We start from the raw sequence: 18,100 nt of genomic DNA, 5'->3' as shown, positions 1-18,100 counted from the left end.
GGTTTAGGGCAGGCGTCGTTGTTTTTCTGGAAGGGCGGAAGGGTGCGAAACCGGGGCGCGGGGAACTGCGCGAAGCGGAAGGCACCCGACCGCAAGATCGCGACGCGGGACAACGACTTGCACGTGATCGCGACCTTGCGGATGTGGTGTGCGCTTGTCGCGCAGTTCCGCCCCCTCGGCTTCGCCTGGGGGTACCCCCAGCGCCCCTGTTTTCGCAGCCGCCTGCCTAGGCTCTACGCGCTCGGCACCTTGTCCAGGAAGCCGACGACAGTCGCGATGCGGCCGTCCTCCGTTGCCGTGAGGACGTCGAAGCCGATCACCAGGGCCTCGTCCGCGCCTTCCTGGGCGAGTTCCCAGGTGAAGCGGGCGACGTTGTGGTGGGTGTCGACGGGGCCGCCGAGGCGGAAGGTGAGGCCGGGGAACTGGGACTGGACGGCGGCCAGGGTGGCGTCGAACTCGTCGCGGCCGCGGGTGGCGGTCAGGGGGTCGGTGTAGGTGCCGTCGGTGGCCCAGACGTCGTCGATGAGCTTGCGGCGGGCGGTCGGGTCGGTCTCGTTCCAGACGGCGAGGTAGCGCTCGACGATGTTGTGCAGGTCCATGGTGGGCTCCGTTCCGGGTGGTTTCTTCCTTGCGGGACAAGACGTTACGGAGCTTGCGCGGACGGCGAATCAGTCGTGCATAGGTAGGGTGCGGGGCATGGTGCTGTACGGGCGGGGGGCGGAGCAGGCGGCGGTCGGCCGGCTGCTGGAGGCGGCAGTTGCGGGCCGGGCCGGGGTGCTGGTGCTGCGTGGGGAGCCGGGGGTCGGGAAGAGCGCGTTGCTGGCCGAGGCGGCCGTGAGCGCCCCGGGACGGGTGTTGCGGGCGACGGGCGTGGAGTCGGAGGCCCGGTTGCCGTACGCGGCGCTGAGTCAGCTGCTGGCGCCGGTGCTGGACCGGGTGCCGGAGCTGCCGGGGCCTCAGCGGGCGGCGCTGGAACGGGTGTTGGGGCTGTCGGACGGTCCGGCGGGGGATCGGCTGCTGGTGGGGCTGGCGGTGCTGACGCTGCTGGGCGATCTCGCCGAGCAGGGGCCGCTGCTGTGCCTGGTGGACGACGTGCAGTGGGCGGACCGGGAGTCCGTGGCGGTGCTGCAGGTCGCGGCCCGCCGGCTGGGTGCGGAGGCGGTGGCGCTGCTGCTGGCGACCCGGACGGACGGCCCGGAGTTGCCCGGGCTGCCCGAGTTGCGGGTGGAGCCGCTGAGCGACCGGGCCGCCGCCGAGCTGCTGGCCGCCGTCGCGCCCGAACTCGCCGACACCGACCAGGTGTTGAAGGCGGCTCAGGGCAACCCCCTGGCGCTGCTGGAGCTTTCGGCGGGCGAGGTCGCCGGTGTGCTGCCCCCGGCGGGGCGGCTGCGGCTGACGTACCACGGGCAGGTCAGCCGCCTGCCCGGCGGGACACAGCAGTGGCTGCTGCTGGCGGCGTTGGAGGAGTCCGGTTCGCTGGAGGTGCTGCTGCGTGCGGCGGCCGAGTGCGGGCTGACCGTGGCGGACCTCGCGCCCGCCGAGCAACAGGGGCTGGTGCGGGTCGAGTTGGGCGCCGACCGGGTGACCTTCCGGCATCCGATGCTGCGTTCGGCACTGATCGACCGGGCCCCGCTGGTGGACCGGCTGGCCGCGCACACCGCCCTCGCGCAGGCGTACGGCGAGCGGGCGCCGCTGTGCCGGGCCTGGCACCTGGCCCTCGCGGCGACCGGCCGGGACGCGGCGGTGGCGGAGGAGCTGGCGGCGGCGGCGGCGGGCGCGGCGTGGCGCGGCGGCCACCTGGGTGCGTCGGCGGCGTACGAGCGGGCCGCGCGGCTGAGCCCGGACCCGTTGCGGGCGCGGGAGTTGACGGTGGAGGCGGTGGAGGCCGCGCTGGAGGCGGGCGAGGTGGCCCGGGCCGAGGCGCTGGCGTCGGCGGCGGACGGCCCCGGGCTGGACGCGAAGACCCGGGCGCACCTGCTGTTCGCCCGCGGGGTGGCGGAGTTCTGGCGGGGCGAGCACCGTTCCGCGCACCGGCGGCTGGTGGAGGCGGCGAGCCTGGTGGCGGACTTCGCGCCCGGCCCGGCGGCCCGGGTGCTGGTGCAGGCGGTGCACGCGGCCTGGTACCACGACGCGCAGGCGGTGCGCCGGACGCTGGAGGCACTCGGCGGGCTCGCTCTGCCTGCGGACGATCCGCTGGCGCCGGTGGTGCGGTACGTGACGGCGGCGCTGGGGGACGCGTCGGACGTGCCGGAACTGGCGGAGGCCGAACGGGCGGCGCGGGCCGCCGGGGCCGTGGCGCCGGTCGATCTGGCGTTGGCGTGCGGGGCGGCCCTGCTGCCCGGCCGGGACGAGGAGGTGCTGGACCTGGCGGGCCGGCTGGTCCGGGAGGCGCGGGAGGGCGGCGCGTTCGGGACGCTGCCGACGCTGCTGTTCTTCCTGGCCGAGGCCGAGCTGTTCACCGGCCGTCCGGGCACCGCCGACGAGCACGCCGCGGAGGCGCTGCGGCTGGCCGAGGACTGCGGGCAGCCGCTGTGGACCGGGCAGTTGCACGGCTTCCTGGCGTACCTGGCGGCGGCCCGCGGCGAGGACGACCGGTGCCGGGAGCACGCCGGGCTGGCGCGGGCCCGGGGCGCCTCCGGGATGCCGTGGGCGCAGTGGGCGCTCGGGGTGCTGGAGTTGGGCGCGGGCCGGGCCGAGGACGCCTTCGCGCAGCTGGCGGCGCTGGCCGGCGGCGCGCAGAACTTCCAGGTGTCGGCGGTCCGTTCGGTGCCGGACCTGGTGGAGGCGGCGGTGCGGCTGCGCCGGCCGGAGGAGGTCGCCGAGCCGCTGGCCCGGTACGAGCGGTGGGCGCGGCGCAGCGGCCTGCCGTGGGCGCGGGCGCTGGTGCACCGCTGCCACGCGCTGCTGGCCCCCGAGGAGTTGGCGGAGGAGCTGTACCTGGCGGCGCTGGCCCGGCACGCCGAGCAGTCGCGTCCGTGGGAGCAGGCCCGCACCGAGCTGCTGTACGGCGAGTGGCTGCGCCGGGCCCGGCGCAAGGCGGAGGCCCGGGTGCCACTGCGGGCGGCCGAGCAGACGCTGCGCCAACTGGGCGCGCTGCCCTGGGCGGAGCGGGCCCGGCTGGAGCTGGACGCCACCGGCGCGCCCGCCGCGCGCGGCCCGGTCAAGGTGGTGGCGGGTCTGACGCCGCAGGAGTCGCAGATCGTCCGGCTGGCCGCGCAGGGCCTGTCCAACCGGGACATCGCCGCACAGCTCTTCCTCAGCGCCCGTACCGTCGGCCACCATCTGTACAAGGCGTATCCGAAGCTCGGGGTGAGTTCCCGCACCGATCTTGCCGAGGTGCTGCCGGCACTGTCCTGAGCGGCGTTGCAGTACAACTGTGCAACGGCTTGGCCAAATGCCGGAAGCCCCTCGCGGAGTGTCGCCGGGCAGTGGCAGACTGCATCCCTACAGGGTCCAACTGTTGGTTCGGCGCGGAGGTTTGCATGACGGGCCTGCAGACGGGCAGCGGTGCGACCGCGCGTCGCATCCAGTTGGGTGCCCAGTTGCGGCGCCTGCGCGAGGCCCGGGGTGTGACCCGGGAGGACGCGGGCTACTCGATCCGCGCCTCCGAGTCGAAGATAAGCCGGATGGAGCTCGGCCGGGTCGGCTTCAAGCAGCGCGACGTGGCGGACCTGCTGACGCTGTACGGCGTCGAGGACGAGCAGTCCCGGGCGGCGTTGCTCGGTCTGGTCGGCGGGACCAACGCCCCGGCCTGGTGGCACGGTTACGGGGACGTCATCCCCGGCTGGTTCCAGACGTACCTCAACCTGGAGGACGCGGCGAACCTGGTGCGCAGCTACGAGGTGCAGTTCGTGCCCGGGCTGCTGCAGACCCCCGAGTACGTGCACGCGGTGATGCGGGCGGGCAGCCCCAGCGCGCCGGAGGAGGAGATCACCCGGCGGGCGGCCGTCCGGCTGCGCCGCCAGGAGCGGTACCTCGCGGCGGACACCACCGCCCGGCTGGAGCTGATCGTCGACGAGACGGCGCTGCGGCGGCCGTGCGGCGGGCCGGAGGTGATGCGCGGTCAGCTGGCGCGGCTGGCCGAGCTGTCGCTGCGCGAGACCATCAGCCTGCGGGTGCTGCCGCTGGGCATGGGCGCGCTGGCGGCGGACAGCGGGGCGTTCACGGTGCTGTGCTTCCCGGAGCCGGACCTGGTGGACGTGGTGTACGTCGAGCAGTTCACCACCGCGCTGTACCTGGACAAGCCGAGCGAGGTCGCCGAGTACGCGGCCGCGCTGGACCGGGTGTCGGCGGCGGCGCTGTCCGAGGAGGAGACCCGGTCTCTTCTGGCGGAGATCCTCCAGGAGAGCTAGCCCGCAATTAAGATGATGATCCGTCAGTAGGTGATCGTTAACGCCGAAAGGGATCGCATGTCCTTGATCGCGGAACTCGCCCAGCAGTACATCGACGGCCAGTGGCGGCCGGGAACCGGCTCCTGGGACATCGTGGACCTCGATCCCTTCAGCGGGGAGAAGCTGGCCTCGTTCACCGTCGCCACCGCCGAGGAGATCGACCAGGCCTACCGCGCCGCCGAGCGGGCCCAGCCCGCCTGGGCCGCCACCAGCCCCTACGAGCGCCGACTGGTGTTCGAGCGGGCACTGCAGGTGGTGGAGGCCCGCGAGGCCGAGATCCTCGAGGTGATGACCGTCGAACTCGGCGGCACCCTGATGAAGTCCGCGTTCGAACTCTCGCTGGTCAAGGACATGCTGCGGGAGTCCATGACGACCGCGATGCGCGTCGAGGGCAAGATCCTGCCCTCCCCGGTGCCCGGCAAGGAGAACCGCCTCTACCGCCTCCCGGTCGGCGTGGTCGGCGTGATCAGCCCGTTCAACGCCCCCGTCTTCCTGTCGCTGAAGGCTGTCGCGCCCGCGCTCGCACTCGGCAACGCGGTCGTCCTCAAGCCCCACCAGGACGCGCCGGTGGCCGGCGGCACCCTTATCGCCAAGATCTTCGAGGAGGCCGGGCTGCCCGCCGGCCTGCTCAACGTCGTCCTCACCGACATCGCCGAGATCGGCGACGTGTTCATCGAGCACCCCGTGCCCAAGGTGATCGCCTTCACCGGCTCCGACACCGTCGGCCGGCACGTCGCCACCGTCGCCGCGAGCCACCTGAAGCGGACCGTGCTCGAACTCGGCGGCAACAGCGCCCTCGTGGTGCTCGACGACGCGGACGTCGACTACGCGGTGGATGCTGCGGTGGCCAGCCGCTTCGTCCACCAGGGGCAGATCTGCATGGCCGCCAACCGGATCCTGGTGGACCGTTCGCTGTTCGCCGAGTTCAGCGAGAAGTTCACCGCGAAGGTCGCCTCCCTGCGGGCCGGCGACCCCGGCGACCCGGACACCCAGCTCGGGCCGCTCATCAACTCCGCGCAGGCCGAGTCGATCACCGCGGAGGTCTCCCAGGCGATCGCGGCCGGCGCTCGGCCGCTGCTGCACGGGGTGACCGTGGGCACGCTGGTGAAGCCGACGGTCCTGACGGACATTCCGGCGGACGCGCCGATTCTGCAGCGTGAGATCTTCGGGCCCGTTGCGCTGCTGATTCCGTTCGACGGCGAGGACGAGGCCGTCCGGATCGCCAACGACACGCCCTTCGGCCTGTCCGGGGCCGTTCACACTGCGGATGTCGAGCGCGGCGTGCGGTTCGCGCAGCGCATCGACACCGGGATGATCCACGTCAACGACGGGACCATCGCGGACGAGCCGCTGGTGCCGTTCGGGGGGCAGAAGAACTCGGGGCTGGGGCGACTGAACGGTGAGACCAGCGTGGACGCGTTCACGACGGTGAAGTGGATCTCGATTCAGCACGGGCGGTCGCGCTTCCCGTTCTAGGAGTTGCTGTCCATCCGCAAGGTCGCGATCGATGGCGAGTCATTGGCCTGCGTCGCGATCTTGCGGTCGGGTCCTTCCGCTTCGCGCAGTTCCGCCCCCTCGGCTTCGCCTGGGGGTACCCCCAGCGCCCCCGGTTTCGCGCCCACCAGCTACGTGTTGTAGGGCAGGCGGACCGAGATGGCGAGGATCGCGCCGTGTGCCGGGTACGCGGTGGAGAGCTGGGTGTGGCTGTACGGCTGCCAGTCCACGAAGTGCGTGGGCGTGACCGTCGGATACTCAAGTGTTCGGTCGTGCTCGGCCGTTCCGTCGTCGATGCGCGGCAGGAGAGGGGCCTGCACCACCTCGACCGTCGCGTGCGGCCCGAGCGGGTACGCGCCGTTGTCGTGCGGGATCACGAAGACGGAGGGGATCGGCGGCGTGTATTGCATGGTGGCCTTGTCCGGTGGGCCGTCCACTGGATGCATGCGGTCGAAGTCTGCGACCAGTCCGGGTGGATCCCCCGGCCCCTGCTTGGGCTTCCAGCCTGCGGTGGCCAGCGTCGTGTCGAGCTGGGCGAGGTGCTCGCGGAAGTCGCCGTCGAAGGCCAGGTAGGCGGTGCCGGTTCTGGTGCACATCACCGGGGTCCAGGTCCGGCGGGTGAAGCCGGTGTTGGCCGGGTAGGTCTCGCAGATGTCCGCCACGGTCGTCCCCAGGGGGGTCGCCCAGGGCAACGCGGTGCGCAGCTGGGCGAGTTGCTGGTCCACGTGGGCGGTGACCAAGAGGTCCGCCGCGCGGGCGGTGTGCGACCGGGCGGCCCCGAGTCGGGTGTCAGCGCTGCCCGGGCAGTGCCTGCGGGCGGCCGTCGGCGAGGCCGAGGACGGCGCGGGTGCCGAGGGGGTGGGAGAGGCGGAACTCGACCGGGGTGGCGCGGAGGGCGGCGTCGCAGACGTGGTCGGGGTCGGGGGTGACGGGGGCGGTGCGGCCGATCAGGACGACGGCCTGGTCGGTCTCGTAGACCTCGCCGGGCAGGAGGGTGGAGCAAGTGCCGTGCGGGACAGTGGCGGTGAGGACCAGGCCGTCGCTGGAGACCGAGCGCAGCCAGGTGGAGCCGGGTTCGGAGTTGGGGCCGTGCGCGGGGCCGGCCTGGGCCTGGGGGAGGACGGCGGGGTAGCGGAACGGCCGGTCGTAGCCGGTGATGGTGAACTCCCAGACGGGGATGGTCGCTTGGCCGCGGCTGGTGGCCACGGTGGTGGTACCGGGCTGGACGGCGGTGATGGTCAGCCGGCCGCCGCAGTCGCCGGGGCAGACCCTGCCCTTCTCGGTCAGCGAGTCGAGGACGGCCTGTGCGGTGCGCTGCGGCAGGGTCAGCCGGGAGCCGTCCGCGAACTGCACCTCGGCGGTGCCGGAGACGGCGACCGGCAGGGTGGTCTTCAGGTCGAAGCGGCCGGAGTAGTAGGCGGCCTTGTCGTCGCCGCTGTGGAACGCGCCGTCGGCCAGCCACTCGGTGGTGTCCTCGGTGGGGAAGTAGCCGTGTTCCCAGACCTGTTGGGCGGGCGAGCCGGGCCAGGCGGCCGTCACCTCCGCCGCCCGCCGGGCCGCGTCGCCGGTGGCGGGGTGCACCTCGGGGCCGGCGGGGACCGGGCTGGGCGCGAGTGCCGCGTTGCTTCCCACCGCCGGTGTCTGTGTCGGTGAGGTGCTCGCGCACCCGCCCAGCAGTAGCGCCACTGTCACCGTCGCCACGGCGATCCGTCCACGCATGTCCATCGTCCCCTCAACGTCCGTTTCTCGATCGCGAGTTGGACGGGGCACCCGGTGATCCGGTTCCGTGGAACGCGGCGGGGACCGGCTGCGCGCAGGTGCCGGGCCCCCGGATTCGCGCCCGCCTGTGTTTCGCCTCCTATTGGCCGAGGCGGAACGCTTCCATCTCGGTTTCGTACCAGCGGTCGGTGCGGCCGAGTGGCGTCATGCCCAGGCGGTGGCAGACCGCCATCGACCGGGTGTTGTCCGGGCGGACGACGGCGTACAGCTCCGTGAGTCCGTCGGCGAAGGCGCGGTCGCGGATCGCGGCCGCGGCCTCCGTCGCGTAGCCGTGCCCCCAGCTGTCCGGGTGGAAGTGCCAGCCGATCTCGATTTCGCCGGCGCCGTCCGGTATCGGGATCAGCAGCAGCGTCCCGGCGATCACACCGGTCTCGCGGACCTCGACCGCCCAGACGCCGTACCGGCCGTCCGGCGTGCAGCGGGAGCGGAAGCGGGCGATGATCCCGTCCGCTTCGGCGGGCTCGGTGAGGGCGCGGGGTTCGCGGCCGAGCCAACGGGCCACCTCCCAGCGGGAGTACAGGTCGAAGGCGCGGTCGCGGTCGGCGGGTTCCCAGGGGCGCAGGGTGAGGCGGTCGGTGATCAGCATGCGGTCAGGCTAGTGCGCTGCCACGGTCTGCGGGAGGCCGTCGCCGAGGCCGAGGACGGGGCGGAGGCCGAGGGGGCGGGAGAGTCGGAACTCGACCGCGGTGGAGAGCAGGATGGCGGTGCACGGCCCGTCGGACTTGTCCGGGGTGGTGCGGCCGATCAGGACGACGGCCTGGTCGGTCTCGTGGACCTCTCCGGGCAGGACGGTGTCGCAACTGCCGTGCGGCACCGAGGCGGTGAGGACCAGGCCGTCGGGGGAGGCCTTGCGCAGCCAGGTGGTCGCGGGGTCGGTGTCGGATCCGGGCGCCGGACCGGCCTGGGCCTGGGGGAGGACGGCGGGGTAGCGGAACGGGTGGTCGTAGCCGGTGATGGTGAACTCCCATACCGGGATGGTCGCTTGGCCGCGACTGGTGGCCACGGTGGTGGTGCCGGGCTGGACGGCGGTGACGGCCAACCGGTAGCACTGGGCGGGGCAGGGGTTGCTGTGTTCGGTCAGTGAGTCGAGGACGGCCTGTGCGGTGCGCTGCGGCAGGGTCAGCCGGGAGCCGTCCGCGAACCGGACCTCGGCGGTGCCGGACACGGCCACCGGCAGCGTGGTCTTCAGGTCGAAGTGGTGGGAGTAGTAGGCGGCCTTGTCGTCGTCGCTGTGGAACGCCCCCTCGGGCATCCACACGGTGGAGTCCTCGGTCGGGAAGTAGCCGTGTTCCCAGACCTGTTGGGTGGGCGAGCCGGGCCAGGCAGCGGTCAGTTCCGCCGCCCGCTCGGCCGCCTCGCCGGTGGCGGGGCGCACCTCCGGTCCGGCCGTGATCAGGCTCGGCCTGGGTGCCGCCTTCGGGCTGCTTCCCGGTGTCGGCGTCCCCGAGTTGCCCGTGCACCCGCCGAGCAGCAGCGCCACTGCCACTGTCGTCATTGCGATCCGTCCGCGCATGTCCATTGCCCCCTCAATGTCCGTGCCTCGATTGTGAGTTGGACGGACCAAGGGGCACAACGGTTCCGGAGACCGCGACCGGGGCCGTCCGGACGATTGTCCGAACGGCCCCTGCGCGAGCGGGACTTAGAAGACCGGCACGCCGGCGCGGACCAGGCGCCAGCCGGACTGGCCGTAGAAGTCGGCCGGGTCGATGACGCCCTTGGCCTTCACCCAGGCGATCATGGTGTTGCGGATCTCCTCGGAGTTCGCCCACACCTGCTGCGCCTTGGCGACGTGCGGGAAGTTGCCGCCGCCGTTGGCCCGGTAGTTGTTGACGGCGAGGACGAACTGCGCGGTCGGGTCGACCGGCTTGCCCTGGTACGACAGGTTGACGATGCGGCTGCCGACGGGCTGCGCGATGTCGATGTCGTAGCTGACGCCGTAGAGCGAGTCGTAGTTGTAGTCGGGCGTGTTGTTGGCCTGGTTGGTCAGGGTGTCCAGGTTGATCGGCGCGCCCGGGGCGACCTGGGCGAAGTACTTGGCGGAGTACTCCAGGTAGTCCTTGATCTGGGCGCCCGTCAGGATCCGGGCCTCCAGGGTGTTCTCGTAGATGTACAGGCCGGCCGCGTCGCGCAGCTTGACCTCCCCGGCCGGGATGACCGCGGTGCGGTTGAACGGCGCGGTCTGGGCGATCACCGGCAGGCTCGCGTACTGGCCGCCGGCCAGCGCGGTGCGCACGGCGTCGGCCTGGACGCGGCCGATCAGGTCGATGATCGGGGTGTCCTTGAACCGGGACTCGGCGATGGAGAGGCTCTCCTTGCAGGTGCCGATGACCTGGTTGACGTACGCGACGACCTTCTTGTGCTGGGCGTCGACCAGCTTGACGATCTTCTGGTCCTCGGCGACGGTGTTGGAGTTCAGCAGTCGCGAGGTGACGCCGGTGACGGTCCAGTGGCCGCGGGCGAACTCGACCTCGAAGTCGAAGCAGGTCAGGCGCTCGCCCCAGCACAGCGGCTCGGACAGCACGACGTTCTTGCCGGTCTGGGTGTTGACCACGATCCGCTGCGCGATCTCCTTGTGGGCGTGGCCCACCAGCACCGCGTCGATGCCCGGGACGGTGGCGGCCATCGCGGCGCCCGCGTTCTCCGCGTAGGGCAGCTGGTCGCCCCAGGAGGACGGGTCGTCGACGCCGGTGTGCGCGGAGACCACGACCACGTCGGCGCCGGCGGCGCGCAGCTTCGGCACCCACTTGGCGGCGACCTCGGGGATGCCCGGGAAGGTCAGCTTGCCCTGGACGTTGGCCTTGTCCCAGATCGCGATGCCCGGGTTGGTGAGGCCGAGGATGCCGACCCGGATCGGGCGGCCGTGGCCGAGGTGCAGCTCGCGGATCACGTAGGGCGGGAAGGCCGGCTTGTCGTCCTTGGCGTTCAGCGCGTTGGCGCCGAGCAGCGGGAAGTCCAGCTGGTCCTGGTAGGCGCGCAGCAGCGGGATGCCGTAGTTGAACTCGTGGTTGCCGAGCGCGGCGGCGTCGTAGCCCATGGCGTTCATCGCGGCGGCCATCGGGTGGACCGGGGCGCGCTTGCCGGTGATCGGCTCGACCCGGGCGTAGTAGTAGGACAGCTGGGTGCCCTGGATGGTGTCGCCGGCGTCGATCAGCAGGGTGTGGCCGCGGCCCTTCTCGGCGCGGACCTGCTCGACCAGGGTGGAGACCTTGGCCAGGCCGACGTCGTTGTGGGCCTTGTCGTCGAACTCGGAGTCGGTGAAGTACTCCCAGTTGAAGACGTGGCCGTGCAGGTCGGTGGTGCCCATCACGGTGAAGCTCGCCTTGAACGGGACGGGGCCCCGGCCGCGGAACTCGTCCTGGTTCTGGTCCGCCGCGGCGGCGGGGGTGGCCACGGCGGCGGTCAGGCCGCCGGCCAGGGCGGCACCGGCCGCGGTGGCGGCGGAGCGGGTGACGAAGTCACGGCGGTTCAGGGACATCAAGACTCCAAGTCGGGCGTACGGGCCGTCAGGCGGGCATGGCGGCGGGACGGCTGACCCCCCGCCACCTGCCGCGACGCGCGTAGAAAACGCGTGTGGCAGTCTGCCCTCTTCTCGCCTCCGGTACCAGCCCCGCGAGCTTTCCAACAGGTGAGATCTGGGCAACTCACCCGTGACACCGCCCCATCCGCCCGCACGACTGTGCGTCAAGTGAAGGCGTGGGAATTCACCCGGTTCTGGCCGCCGGTCGTGCAGGCCGGAGGGGTACGCACGACGGTGCGTCCGGTCGGCGAAAACAAGCCGACCGGCGCCTGCCGCCGGGCCGGCGGGAAGTCAGGTCTGTGGAGCTGAGGTGAGACCGATGGGCGGTGCTCCGTCCCGCAGCCGGTGACCCCGGGTCGGCAGTCGGCTGCGAAGCGGAAAGCCCGGCTCGCGAGGGCCGGCGGTCACCGGTTCCGGCCGGTGGAAGATGTCAACGAATCTTTCGCCAACTGTCATGGGAGGATTGGCCGGAAGCGCGTTGTTACGGCTCGGTAATGCCATAGTTTCGGAGCCATGCGCCGAGCAAAAATCGTCTGTACTCTCGGGCCTGCCGCAGACTCGTACGACCAGATCAAGGCCCTGGTCGACGCCGGCATGGACATCGCCCGACTGAATCTCAGCCACGGCTCCCACGCGGAGCACGAGGAGCGTTACCACCGGGTCCGCAAGGCCTCGGACGAGACAGGCCGCAGCGTCGGGGTGCTCGCCGACCTGCAGGGCCCGAAGATCCGGCTGAGCACCTTCGCCGACGGCCCCGTGCTGCTGGAACGCGGCGACGAGTTCACCATCACCATCGACGACGTCCCCGGCGACCGGGACATCTGCGGCACCACGTACAAGGGCCTGGCCGCCGACGTGTCGCGCGGCGAGCGGATCCTGGTCGACGACGGCCGGGTCTGCCTGGAGGTCACCCACGTCGAGGGCCCCCGGGTGCACTGCATCGTCATCGAAGGAGGCCTGGTCTCCGACCACAAGGGCCTCAACCTGCCCGGAGTCGCCGTCTCCGTGCCCGCGCTCTCCGACAAGGACGTCGAAGACCTGCGCTGGGCACTGCGGACCGGCGCCGACATCATCGCGCTGTCGTTCGTGCGCAGCGGGAAGGACGTCGAGGAGGTGCACCGGGTGATGGCCGAGGAGGGCCGCCGGATCCCGGTCATCGCCAAGATCGAGAAGCCGCAGGCGGTGGACAACCTGGATTCCATCGTGGACGCCTTCGACGGTCTGATGGTCGCCCGCGGCGACCTCGGCGTCGAACTCCCGATGGAGCAGGTGCCGATCGTCCAGAAGCGGGCGATCAAGCTGGCCAAGCGCAACGCCAAGCCGGTGATCGTCGCCACCCAGATGCTGGACTCGATGATCAACGCCTCCCGGCCGACCCGCGCCGAGGCGTCCGACGTCGCCAACGCGGTGCTCGACGGCACCGACGCGCTGATGCTGTCCGGCGAGACCTCGGTCGGCAAGTACCCGGTGGAGACGGTCAGGACCATGGCCCGGATCGTCGAGGCCGTCGAGTCCGACGTGCTGGCCGCCGGGCTGCCGCCGCTCACCGGGAAGGGCAAGCCGCGCACCCAGGGCGGCGCGGTCGCCCGGGCCGCCGCCGAGATCGGCGACTTCCTGGACGCCAAGTACCTGATCGCGTTCACCCAGAGCGGCGACACCGCCCGCCGGCTGACCCGCTACCGCTCGCCGATCCCGGTCCTGGCGTTCACCTACGAGCCCGCCGTGCGCAGCCAGTTGGCGCTCACCTGGGGCGTGGAGACCTTCCTCGGCCCGTACGTCACCACCACCGACGAGATGGTCGCCCAGGTCGACGCCCAACTGATCGGCCTGGGCCGCTGCGAGCGCGGCGACATCGTGGTGATCACCGCCGGCTCCCCGCCCGGCCTGGCCGGCTCCACCAACCTGGTGCGGGTGCACCACGTGGGCGAGCTGGACAACTGACGGCGCAAGGGCCGCCCCCCGGAGGGCGGCCCTTCGTGTCAGACCGTCAGGACGATCTTGCCGCGCAGGTGGCCGTGCTCGCTGATCCGGTGCGCCTCGGCCGCGTCCGCGAGCGGCAGCACCCGGTGGATCGGCAGCACCAGGGTGCCCGCCCCGTGCAGCGCCAGCGCGGCCGCGAACGCCCGCGGGTGGTACTGCTCGACCTCGTCGCCGCCGGTGAAACGGACGCCGTGCTGCTGCCCGGCCATCGGCGAGGTGATGGTCAGCACCCGGTCCGTGCTGCCGGTCAGTTCGATCGACACCGGCACCTCGTCGGCCTTCCCGGACGCGTCCAGCGCCCGGTCCACCCCGCCCGGGGCCGCCGCCCGCACCCGCTCGGCCAGACCCTCGCCGTACGCCACCGGGATCGCGCCCAGCGACCGCAGGTACTCGTGGTTGGCCTCGCTCGCGGTGCCCACCACGGTGATGCCGCGGGCCCGGGCGAACTGCAGCAGCAGCGTGCCGACACCGCCGGCCGCGCCGTGCACCAGCAGCGTCTCGCCCGGCCGCACACCCAGCACGCCGAGGATCCGCTCGGAGGTCTCCGCCGCCACCGGCAGCGCCGCCGCCTCCGCCCAGCTCAGCGAGGCCGGCTTGCGGGCCAGCAACTCGGCGTCCACCAGGGCGTGTTCGGCGTAACCGCCACCGTGCACCGAACCGAACACCTCGTCCCCGACGGCGAACTCGGTCACCTCCGCGCCGACGGCCTCCACCACGCCCGCCACCTCGTGGCCCGGCACCCACGGGAAGGAGATCGGGAAGAAACCGTCCAGCATGCCGCTGCGCAGCTTGTGGTCCAGCGGGTTGACGCCCACCGCACGGATCGCGACCCGCACCTGGCGCGGACCCGGCACCGGCAGGTCGAGGTCGATCGGGCGCAGCACGTCCGGGTCGCCGTACTGTGCGAAAGCAATGGCCTTGGTCATGGCAATGTCCTTGGAATCGAGGGGAATTGGTTGCTCCGACGAGTTCCATCCTGGTCCCGCGGCAAGCACTGCCCGGCCAGCCTTTCGGCCAGTTCGACCTGGCCGAAAAGCCAGGGCCGTCACGCGGCGCCCGAACTAGGCTGACGGGTATGGACGAGACCGCCCCCTGGGCCCGCCCGCAGGACGCGCTGGCCCGCGTCGTCGAGGTGCTGCGCGAACCCCGCCCCGGCCTGCTGGCGCGGCTGTCCGAGGTGCTCGAACCGCTGGTCCCGCACGTCGCGGCCGCCCAGCTCAGCGGCGTCTGCGCGTACTCGCCGGCGAACACCGTCGGGCCGCCGGAGTTCGCCGACGCCTTCGGCAGCCTGGTGATCTCCCGGCTCGGCGAGCGCGCCCTGACCGAGGCCGGGCCCGGCCGCCCCTGGCAGGGGAAGGCCCAACTCGCCGGGGCCGAGCGGCCGTTGGTGGTGGTCACCACCACGCCGGGCGCCGGCAAGGGCGCCGTCCTGGTGCTGGTCCGGCCGGACGACCGGCCGCTCGCGACGGACGCGCTGGAGATCCTGCAACCACTGTGGGACCTGCTCGTCGCCCACTCCGAACACCGCGCCACCGACGCCGCCCCCGCCCAGGCCGCCGTCTCCCGGGTCTCCGCCAACGCCCGCGCCTGGGCCATCGCCAAATCCACCGGCGCCCACAGCGCCGCGCTCACCGCCATCCTCGCCCCGCTGCGCTCCGCCGACCTGGACGACGCCGCCGCCCGCCGCGCCGCCACCGAACTCGCCGTCACCGCCCTGCTCGACGTGCGCCGCTCCGCCGACCTGGACCGCACCCTCAGCGAGGAACCCGCCGACGCCGCGTTCGCCCGGCTGGCCCGCGAACTGCGCCCGCTGCTGCGTCACACCCGGATCCGCCTCGACGTCGCACCTCCGGCCGACGCCGCCCGCTCCGTCCCCGCCGACCTGGCGCACACCGCGCGGGACGCCGTCCGGGCCGCCGTGCTGGTGATGCTCGACCAGGAGAAGCCCGCGCGGCTGCACGTCAGTTGGCAGTTCACTCCGGACGCGATCCTGCGCGCGGTGGTGCGCGGCGACGGCCTCGGCGTGCTGGCGGCCGACGCGCTGGGCGTGCACCGCACCGCGGAGCGGATCGCCGCGCTGGGCGGCCGCAGCACCGTCGAGGCCGTCCCCGGCTGGGGCGCCACCGTCACCGTGGACCTGCCGCTCGCGCTGCCCGAACCCGCCGCGGCCGGCGGCCCGCTGGACGGCCTTCAGGCCCGCGAGTTGGAAGTCCTCGACCAGCTCGCCCGGGGCCGCCGCAACCGGGACATCGCCGCCGCGCTGCACATCAGCGAGTCCACGGTGAAGTTCCACGTCGCCAACATCCTGGCCAAACTCGCGGTCACCTCCCGCGGCGAGGCCGCCGCCCTCGCCCACCGGGCCGGCCTGCCCGGCGGACTGCACCTGGCGTCCTAGGGGCTGTCTCGCTGGGTGAGACGGTCGGTCCGCAAAAACAGCGACGCCGCCGTGGTGAGGATCACCGCGGCGGCGCACACTCCAAGGCCGGTGACCTTGGAATCGAAGAGAAAGTGCCCCGAGTGGGATTCGAACCCACACCGGACGGTGTTTGAGACCGTTGCCTCTGCCGATTGGGCTATCGGGGCCCAACGGTTAGAAGGTCAAACCCCCCACCGTGGTGAACCAAACATACCGTGTCTGGGTAGGCTCGTGCATGCAGCACCCCGCCGGACCGAGGAGCCCCGTGAGCACCGCCGACGAGCAGGCCCAGCCGCTTGACACCGACTTGCCCCAGATCACCCGAATCGTCATCGCCGAGGACGAGGCGCTGATCCGCCTCGACCTCAAGGAGATGCTGGAGGAGGAGGGCTACACCGTCGTCGGTGAGGCTGGTGACGGTGCGACGGCGCTCCGGTTGGTCGAGGAGCTCAGGCCCGACCTGGCCATCCTGGACGTCAAGATGCCGGTGCTGGACGGTCTGTCCGCCGCCGAGCGGATCCACGAGCAGCACCTGGCCCCGGTGCTGATGCTCACCGCCTTCTCGCAGCGCGAACTGGTCGACCGGGCGCGCGACGCCGGCGCGATGGCGTACATCGTGAAGCCGTTCAGCAAGAGCGACCTGGTGCCGGCGATCGAGATGGCGGTCTCGCGCTACACCGAGATGCGCACCCTGGAGCAGGAGATCGCGGACCTCTCGCAGCGCCTGGAGACCCGCAAGCTGGTCGACCGGGCGAAGAGCGTGCTGCAGACCAAGTTCGGACTGAACGAGCCCGCCGCGTTCCGCTGGATCCAGAAGACCTCGATGGACCGCCGGATGACCATGGCCGCCGTCGCCGAGGCCGTGATCGAGGAGGGCGCCGCCCAGGACCGCAAGCAGGCCGAGGCCACCGAGGGCTGAGCCCACCCGAACGCCGAGGTGCCCGCCGTCGGAGGTCCGACGGCGGGCACCTTGCTGACGGAGGGTCAGTCCTCGCCCAGGTACGAGCGGCGCACCGTGTCGTCGCGGAGCAGTTCCGCGCCCGTGCCGGAGAGGGTGATCTCGCCGGTGGTCATCACGTACGCGCGGTCCGAGAGCGACAGCGCGGCCTGCGCGTTCTGCTCCACCAGCAGGATGGTGGTGCCGGTGGCGCGCAGCTCGACGATGGTCGCCATGATCTTCTGCATCATCAGCGGCGACAGGCCCATCGACGGCTCGTCCAGCATCAGCAGCTTCGGACGGGACATCAGCGCCCGGCCCATCGCCAGCATCTGCTGCTCGCCGCCGGAGAGCGTGCCGGCGGCCTGCTTCCGTCGTTCGGCGAGGATCGGGAACAGCGTGCAGGCCCGTTCCACGTCCTCCGTGATGCCCGCCTGGTCGCGGCGCAGGAACGCGCCGAGCAGCAGGTTCTCCTCGATGGTCATCCGGGGGAAGATGTGCCGGCCCTCGGGGGAGTGGGCCAGGCCCAGGGCGACGATCCTGTGCGCGGGCACGGTGTCGATCGGCTCGCCCTGGAAGGTGATCCTGCCCGCGGTCGGCCGGAGCAGGCCGGACAGGGTGCGCAGGGTGGTGGTCTTGCCGGCGCCGTTGGTGCCGATCAGGGTGGTGACCTCGCCCTTTTCGACGGTGAAGCTGATGCCCTTGACGGCCTCGATCTTTCCGTAGGCGACGCGAAGGTCCTCGACCTCCAGCAGAGCGGTCACTGGTCGGCCTCCGTTGCGGTGGTGTCTTCGAGCGGGGCACCCAGGTAGGCGGTGACGACCCGCTCGTCGTTCTGGACGGTCTCCCGGTCGCCCTCGACGATCTTCTGGCCCTGCACCAGCACCGCCGTGCGGTCGCACAGGTTGAAGATGAACTTCATGTCGTGCTCGATCACCAGGATCGCGATGCCGAGGTCCCGGATCGCGAACACCAGCTCCTCGGCGGCCCGGGTCTCCTGCGGGTTCATGCCCGCGGTCGGCTCGTCCAGCAGCAGCAGCCCGGGCTCGGAGGCCAGCGCCCGGGCGATCTCCAGCTTGCGCTGCTCGCCGTAGGGCAGGTTGCGGGCCAGGTGCTCGGACTTCGCGGCCAGGCCGCAGAACTCCAGCAGTTCCATGGCCCGTTCGCGGCTCTCGGCCTCGGCCCGCCGGTAGCCGGGGCCGCGGACGATCGCCGAGAACAGGCCCTCCTTGGTGCGGGTGTGCCGGCCCACCAGGACGTTCTCCAGCACCGTCATGTTGGAGAACAGCCGGATGTTCTGGAAGGTCCGGGCGATGCCCGCCTGGGTGACCAGGTGCGGCTTGGGCGGCAGCACCTTGCCCTTGTACATGACGGTGCCCGCGGTCGGGACGTACAGCCCGGTCAGGCAGTTGAAGAAGGTGGTCTTGCCGGCGCCGTTCGGGCCGATCAGGCCGACGATCTCGCCCTGGCGGACCGTCAGGTTGACCTGGTTGACGGCGGTCAGGCCGCCGAAGCGCATCACCACGTTGCTGGCGGTCAGCACGGGTTCGGCGAGCGGCGCGGCGGGCGCGGTGTCGGTGGTCATG

The 18,100-nt window shown here is 72.1% G+C and carries 15 protein-coding genes and 1 tRNA gene; 6 read left to right on the top strand and 10 right to left on the bottom strand.

The window, feature by feature from the left end:
- Positions 1-233 precede the first annotated feature (233 nt).
- Positions 234-599: a nuclear transport factor 2 family protein gene (locus ACFYST_RS19505; protein WP_387645804.1), complete on the bottom strand. Its 366-nt coding sequence runs from the start codon at positions 597-599 to the stop codon at positions 234-236.
- A gap of 97 nt (positions 600-696) precedes the next feature.
- On the opposite strand from ACFYST_RS19505, the gene ACFYST_RS19500 reads away from it, so the two are divergent.
- The 3 genes from ACFYST_RS19500 to ACFYST_RS19490 all read left to right on the top strand — a co-directional run bounded on the left by ACFYST_RS19500 (position 697) and on the right by ACFYST_RS19490 (position 5,867).
- Positions 697-3,357 carry an ATP-binding protein gene (locus ACFYST_RS19500; protein ID WP_387863900.1) on the top strand — a complete coding sequence of 887 codons (2,661 nt, stop codon included), beginning with the start codon at positions 697-699 and terminating at the stop codon, positions 3,355-3,357.
- Positions 3,358-3,482: 125 nt separating this feature from the next.
- Positions 3,483-4,352: a helix-turn-helix domain-containing protein gene (locus ACFYST_RS19495; RefSeq protein WP_387863898.1), complete on the top strand. Its 870-nt coding sequence runs from the start codon at positions 3,483-3,485 to the stop codon at positions 4,350-4,352.
- Between the two features lie 57 nt (positions 4,353-4,409).
- Positions 4,410-5,867, top strand: coding sequence for an aldehyde dehydrogenase family protein (locus ACFYST_RS19490; protein ID WP_387645795.1), 1,458 nt, complete (start codon positions 4,410-4,412; stop codon positions 5,865-5,867).
- A gap of 149 nt (positions 5,868-6,016) precedes the next feature.
- Here the strand turns inward: ACFYST_RS19490 and ACFYST_RS19485 are convergent, their stop codons facing one another.
- The 5 genes from ACFYST_RS19485 to ACFYST_RS19465 all read right to left on the bottom strand — a co-directional run bounded on the left by ACFYST_RS19485 (position 6,017) and on the right by ACFYST_RS19465 (position 11,139).
- On the bottom strand, positions 6,017-6,625 hold the full coding sequence (locus ACFYST_RS19485; protein ID WP_387863895.1) for a hypothetical protein: 609 nt from the start codon (positions 6,623-6,625) through the stop codon (positions 6,017-6,019).
- A 49-nt stretch (positions 6,626-6,674) separates the two neighbouring features.
- Positions 6,675-7,517 carry a hypothetical protein gene (locus tag ACFYST_RS19480; protein WP_387863893.1) on the bottom strand — a complete coding sequence of 281 codons (843 nt, stop codon included), beginning with the start codon at positions 7,515-7,517 and terminating at the stop codon, positions 6,675-6,677.
- Between the two features lie 226 nt (positions 7,518-7,743).
- On the bottom strand, positions 7,744-8,250 hold the full coding sequence (locus tag ACFYST_RS19475; protein ID WP_387863890.1) for a GNAT family N-acetyltransferase: 507 nt from the start codon (positions 8,248-8,250) through the stop codon (positions 7,744-7,746).
- A gap of 9 nt (positions 8,251-8,259) precedes the next feature.
- A complete protein-coding gene (locus tag ACFYST_RS19470; RefSeq protein WP_387645784.1) occupies positions 8,260-9,159 on the bottom strand; it encodes a hypothetical protein in 900 nt (299 codons plus the stop codon).
- Positions 9,160-9,303: 144 nt separating this feature from the next.
- Positions 9,304-11,139: a bifunctional metallophosphatase/5'-nucleotidase gene (locus ACFYST_RS19465; RefSeq protein ID WP_387645781.1), complete on the bottom strand. Its 1,836-nt coding sequence runs from the start codon at positions 11,137-11,139 to the stop codon at positions 9,304-9,306.
- A gap of 555 nt (positions 11,140-11,694) precedes the next feature.
- Here ACFYST_RS19465 and pyk point away from each other — a divergent pair.
- Positions 11,695-13,122: a pyruvate kinase gene (pyk, locus tag ACFYST_RS19460; protein ID WP_387863889.1), complete on the top strand. Its 1,428-nt coding sequence runs from the start codon at positions 11,695-11,697 to the stop codon at positions 13,120-13,122.
- Between the two features lie 38 nt (positions 13,123-13,160).
- On the opposite strand, the gene ACFYST_RS19455 is transcribed toward pyk, so the two are convergent.
- Positions 13,161-14,087 (bottom strand): NADP-dependent oxidoreductase, encoded by a 927-nt coding sequence (locus ACFYST_RS19455; protein ID WP_387863886.1) that lies wholly within the window; start codon positions 14,085-14,087, stop codon positions 13,161-13,163.
- A 149-nt stretch (positions 14,088-14,236) separates the two neighbouring features.
- Between ACFYST_RS19455 and ACFYST_RS19450 the strand changes: the two genes are divergently transcribed.
- Positions 14,237-15,556: a LuxR C-terminal-related transcriptional regulator gene (locus ACFYST_RS19450; RefSeq protein WP_387863885.1), complete on the top strand. Its 1,320-nt coding sequence runs from the start codon at positions 14,237-14,239 to the stop codon at positions 15,554-15,556.
- A gap of 114 nt (positions 15,557-15,670) precedes the next feature.
- Here the strand turns inward: ACFYST_RS19450 and ACFYST_RS19445 are convergent.
- A tRNA-Leu gene (locus ACFYST_RS19445) sits at positions 15,671-15,744 on the bottom strand.
- Positions 15,745-15,842: 98 nt separating this feature from the next.
- Here ACFYST_RS19445 and ACFYST_RS19440 point away from each other — a divergent pair.
- Complete coding sequence (locus ACFYST_RS19440) at positions 15,843-16,496, top strand: ANTAR domain-containing response regulator (protein WP_387645771.1); 654 nt, start codon at positions 15,843-15,845, stop codon at positions 16,494-16,496.
- Between the two features lie 65 nt (positions 16,497-16,561).
- On the opposite strand, the gene ACFYST_RS19435 is transcribed toward ACFYST_RS19440, so the two are convergent.
- The gene (locus ACFYST_RS19435; protein ID WP_387863883.1) at positions 16,562-17,278 is read right to left on the bottom strand and encodes an ABC transporter ATP-binding protein; all 717 of its coding nucleotides are present in this window, start codon (positions 17,276-17,278) and stop codon (positions 16,562-16,564) included.
- Positions 17,275-18,099 (bottom strand): ABC transporter ATP-binding protein, encoded by an 825-nt coding sequence (locus ACFYST_RS19430; protein WP_387645993.1) that lies wholly within the window; start codon positions 18,097-18,099, stop codon positions 17,275-17,277. Before ACFYST_RS19430 ends, ACFYST_RS19435 begins: the two co-directional genes overlap by 4 nt.
- Between the last annotated feature and the right edge of the window lies 1 nt (position 18,100).

It is taken from the genome of Kitasatospora sp. NPDC004614, from assembly GCF_042873675.1.
Taxonomy (GTDB): Bacteria; Actinomycetota; Actinomycetes; order Streptomycetales; family Streptomycetaceae; genus Kitasatospora.
This window is presented reverse-complemented; position numbering and strand designations above follow the sequence as displayed.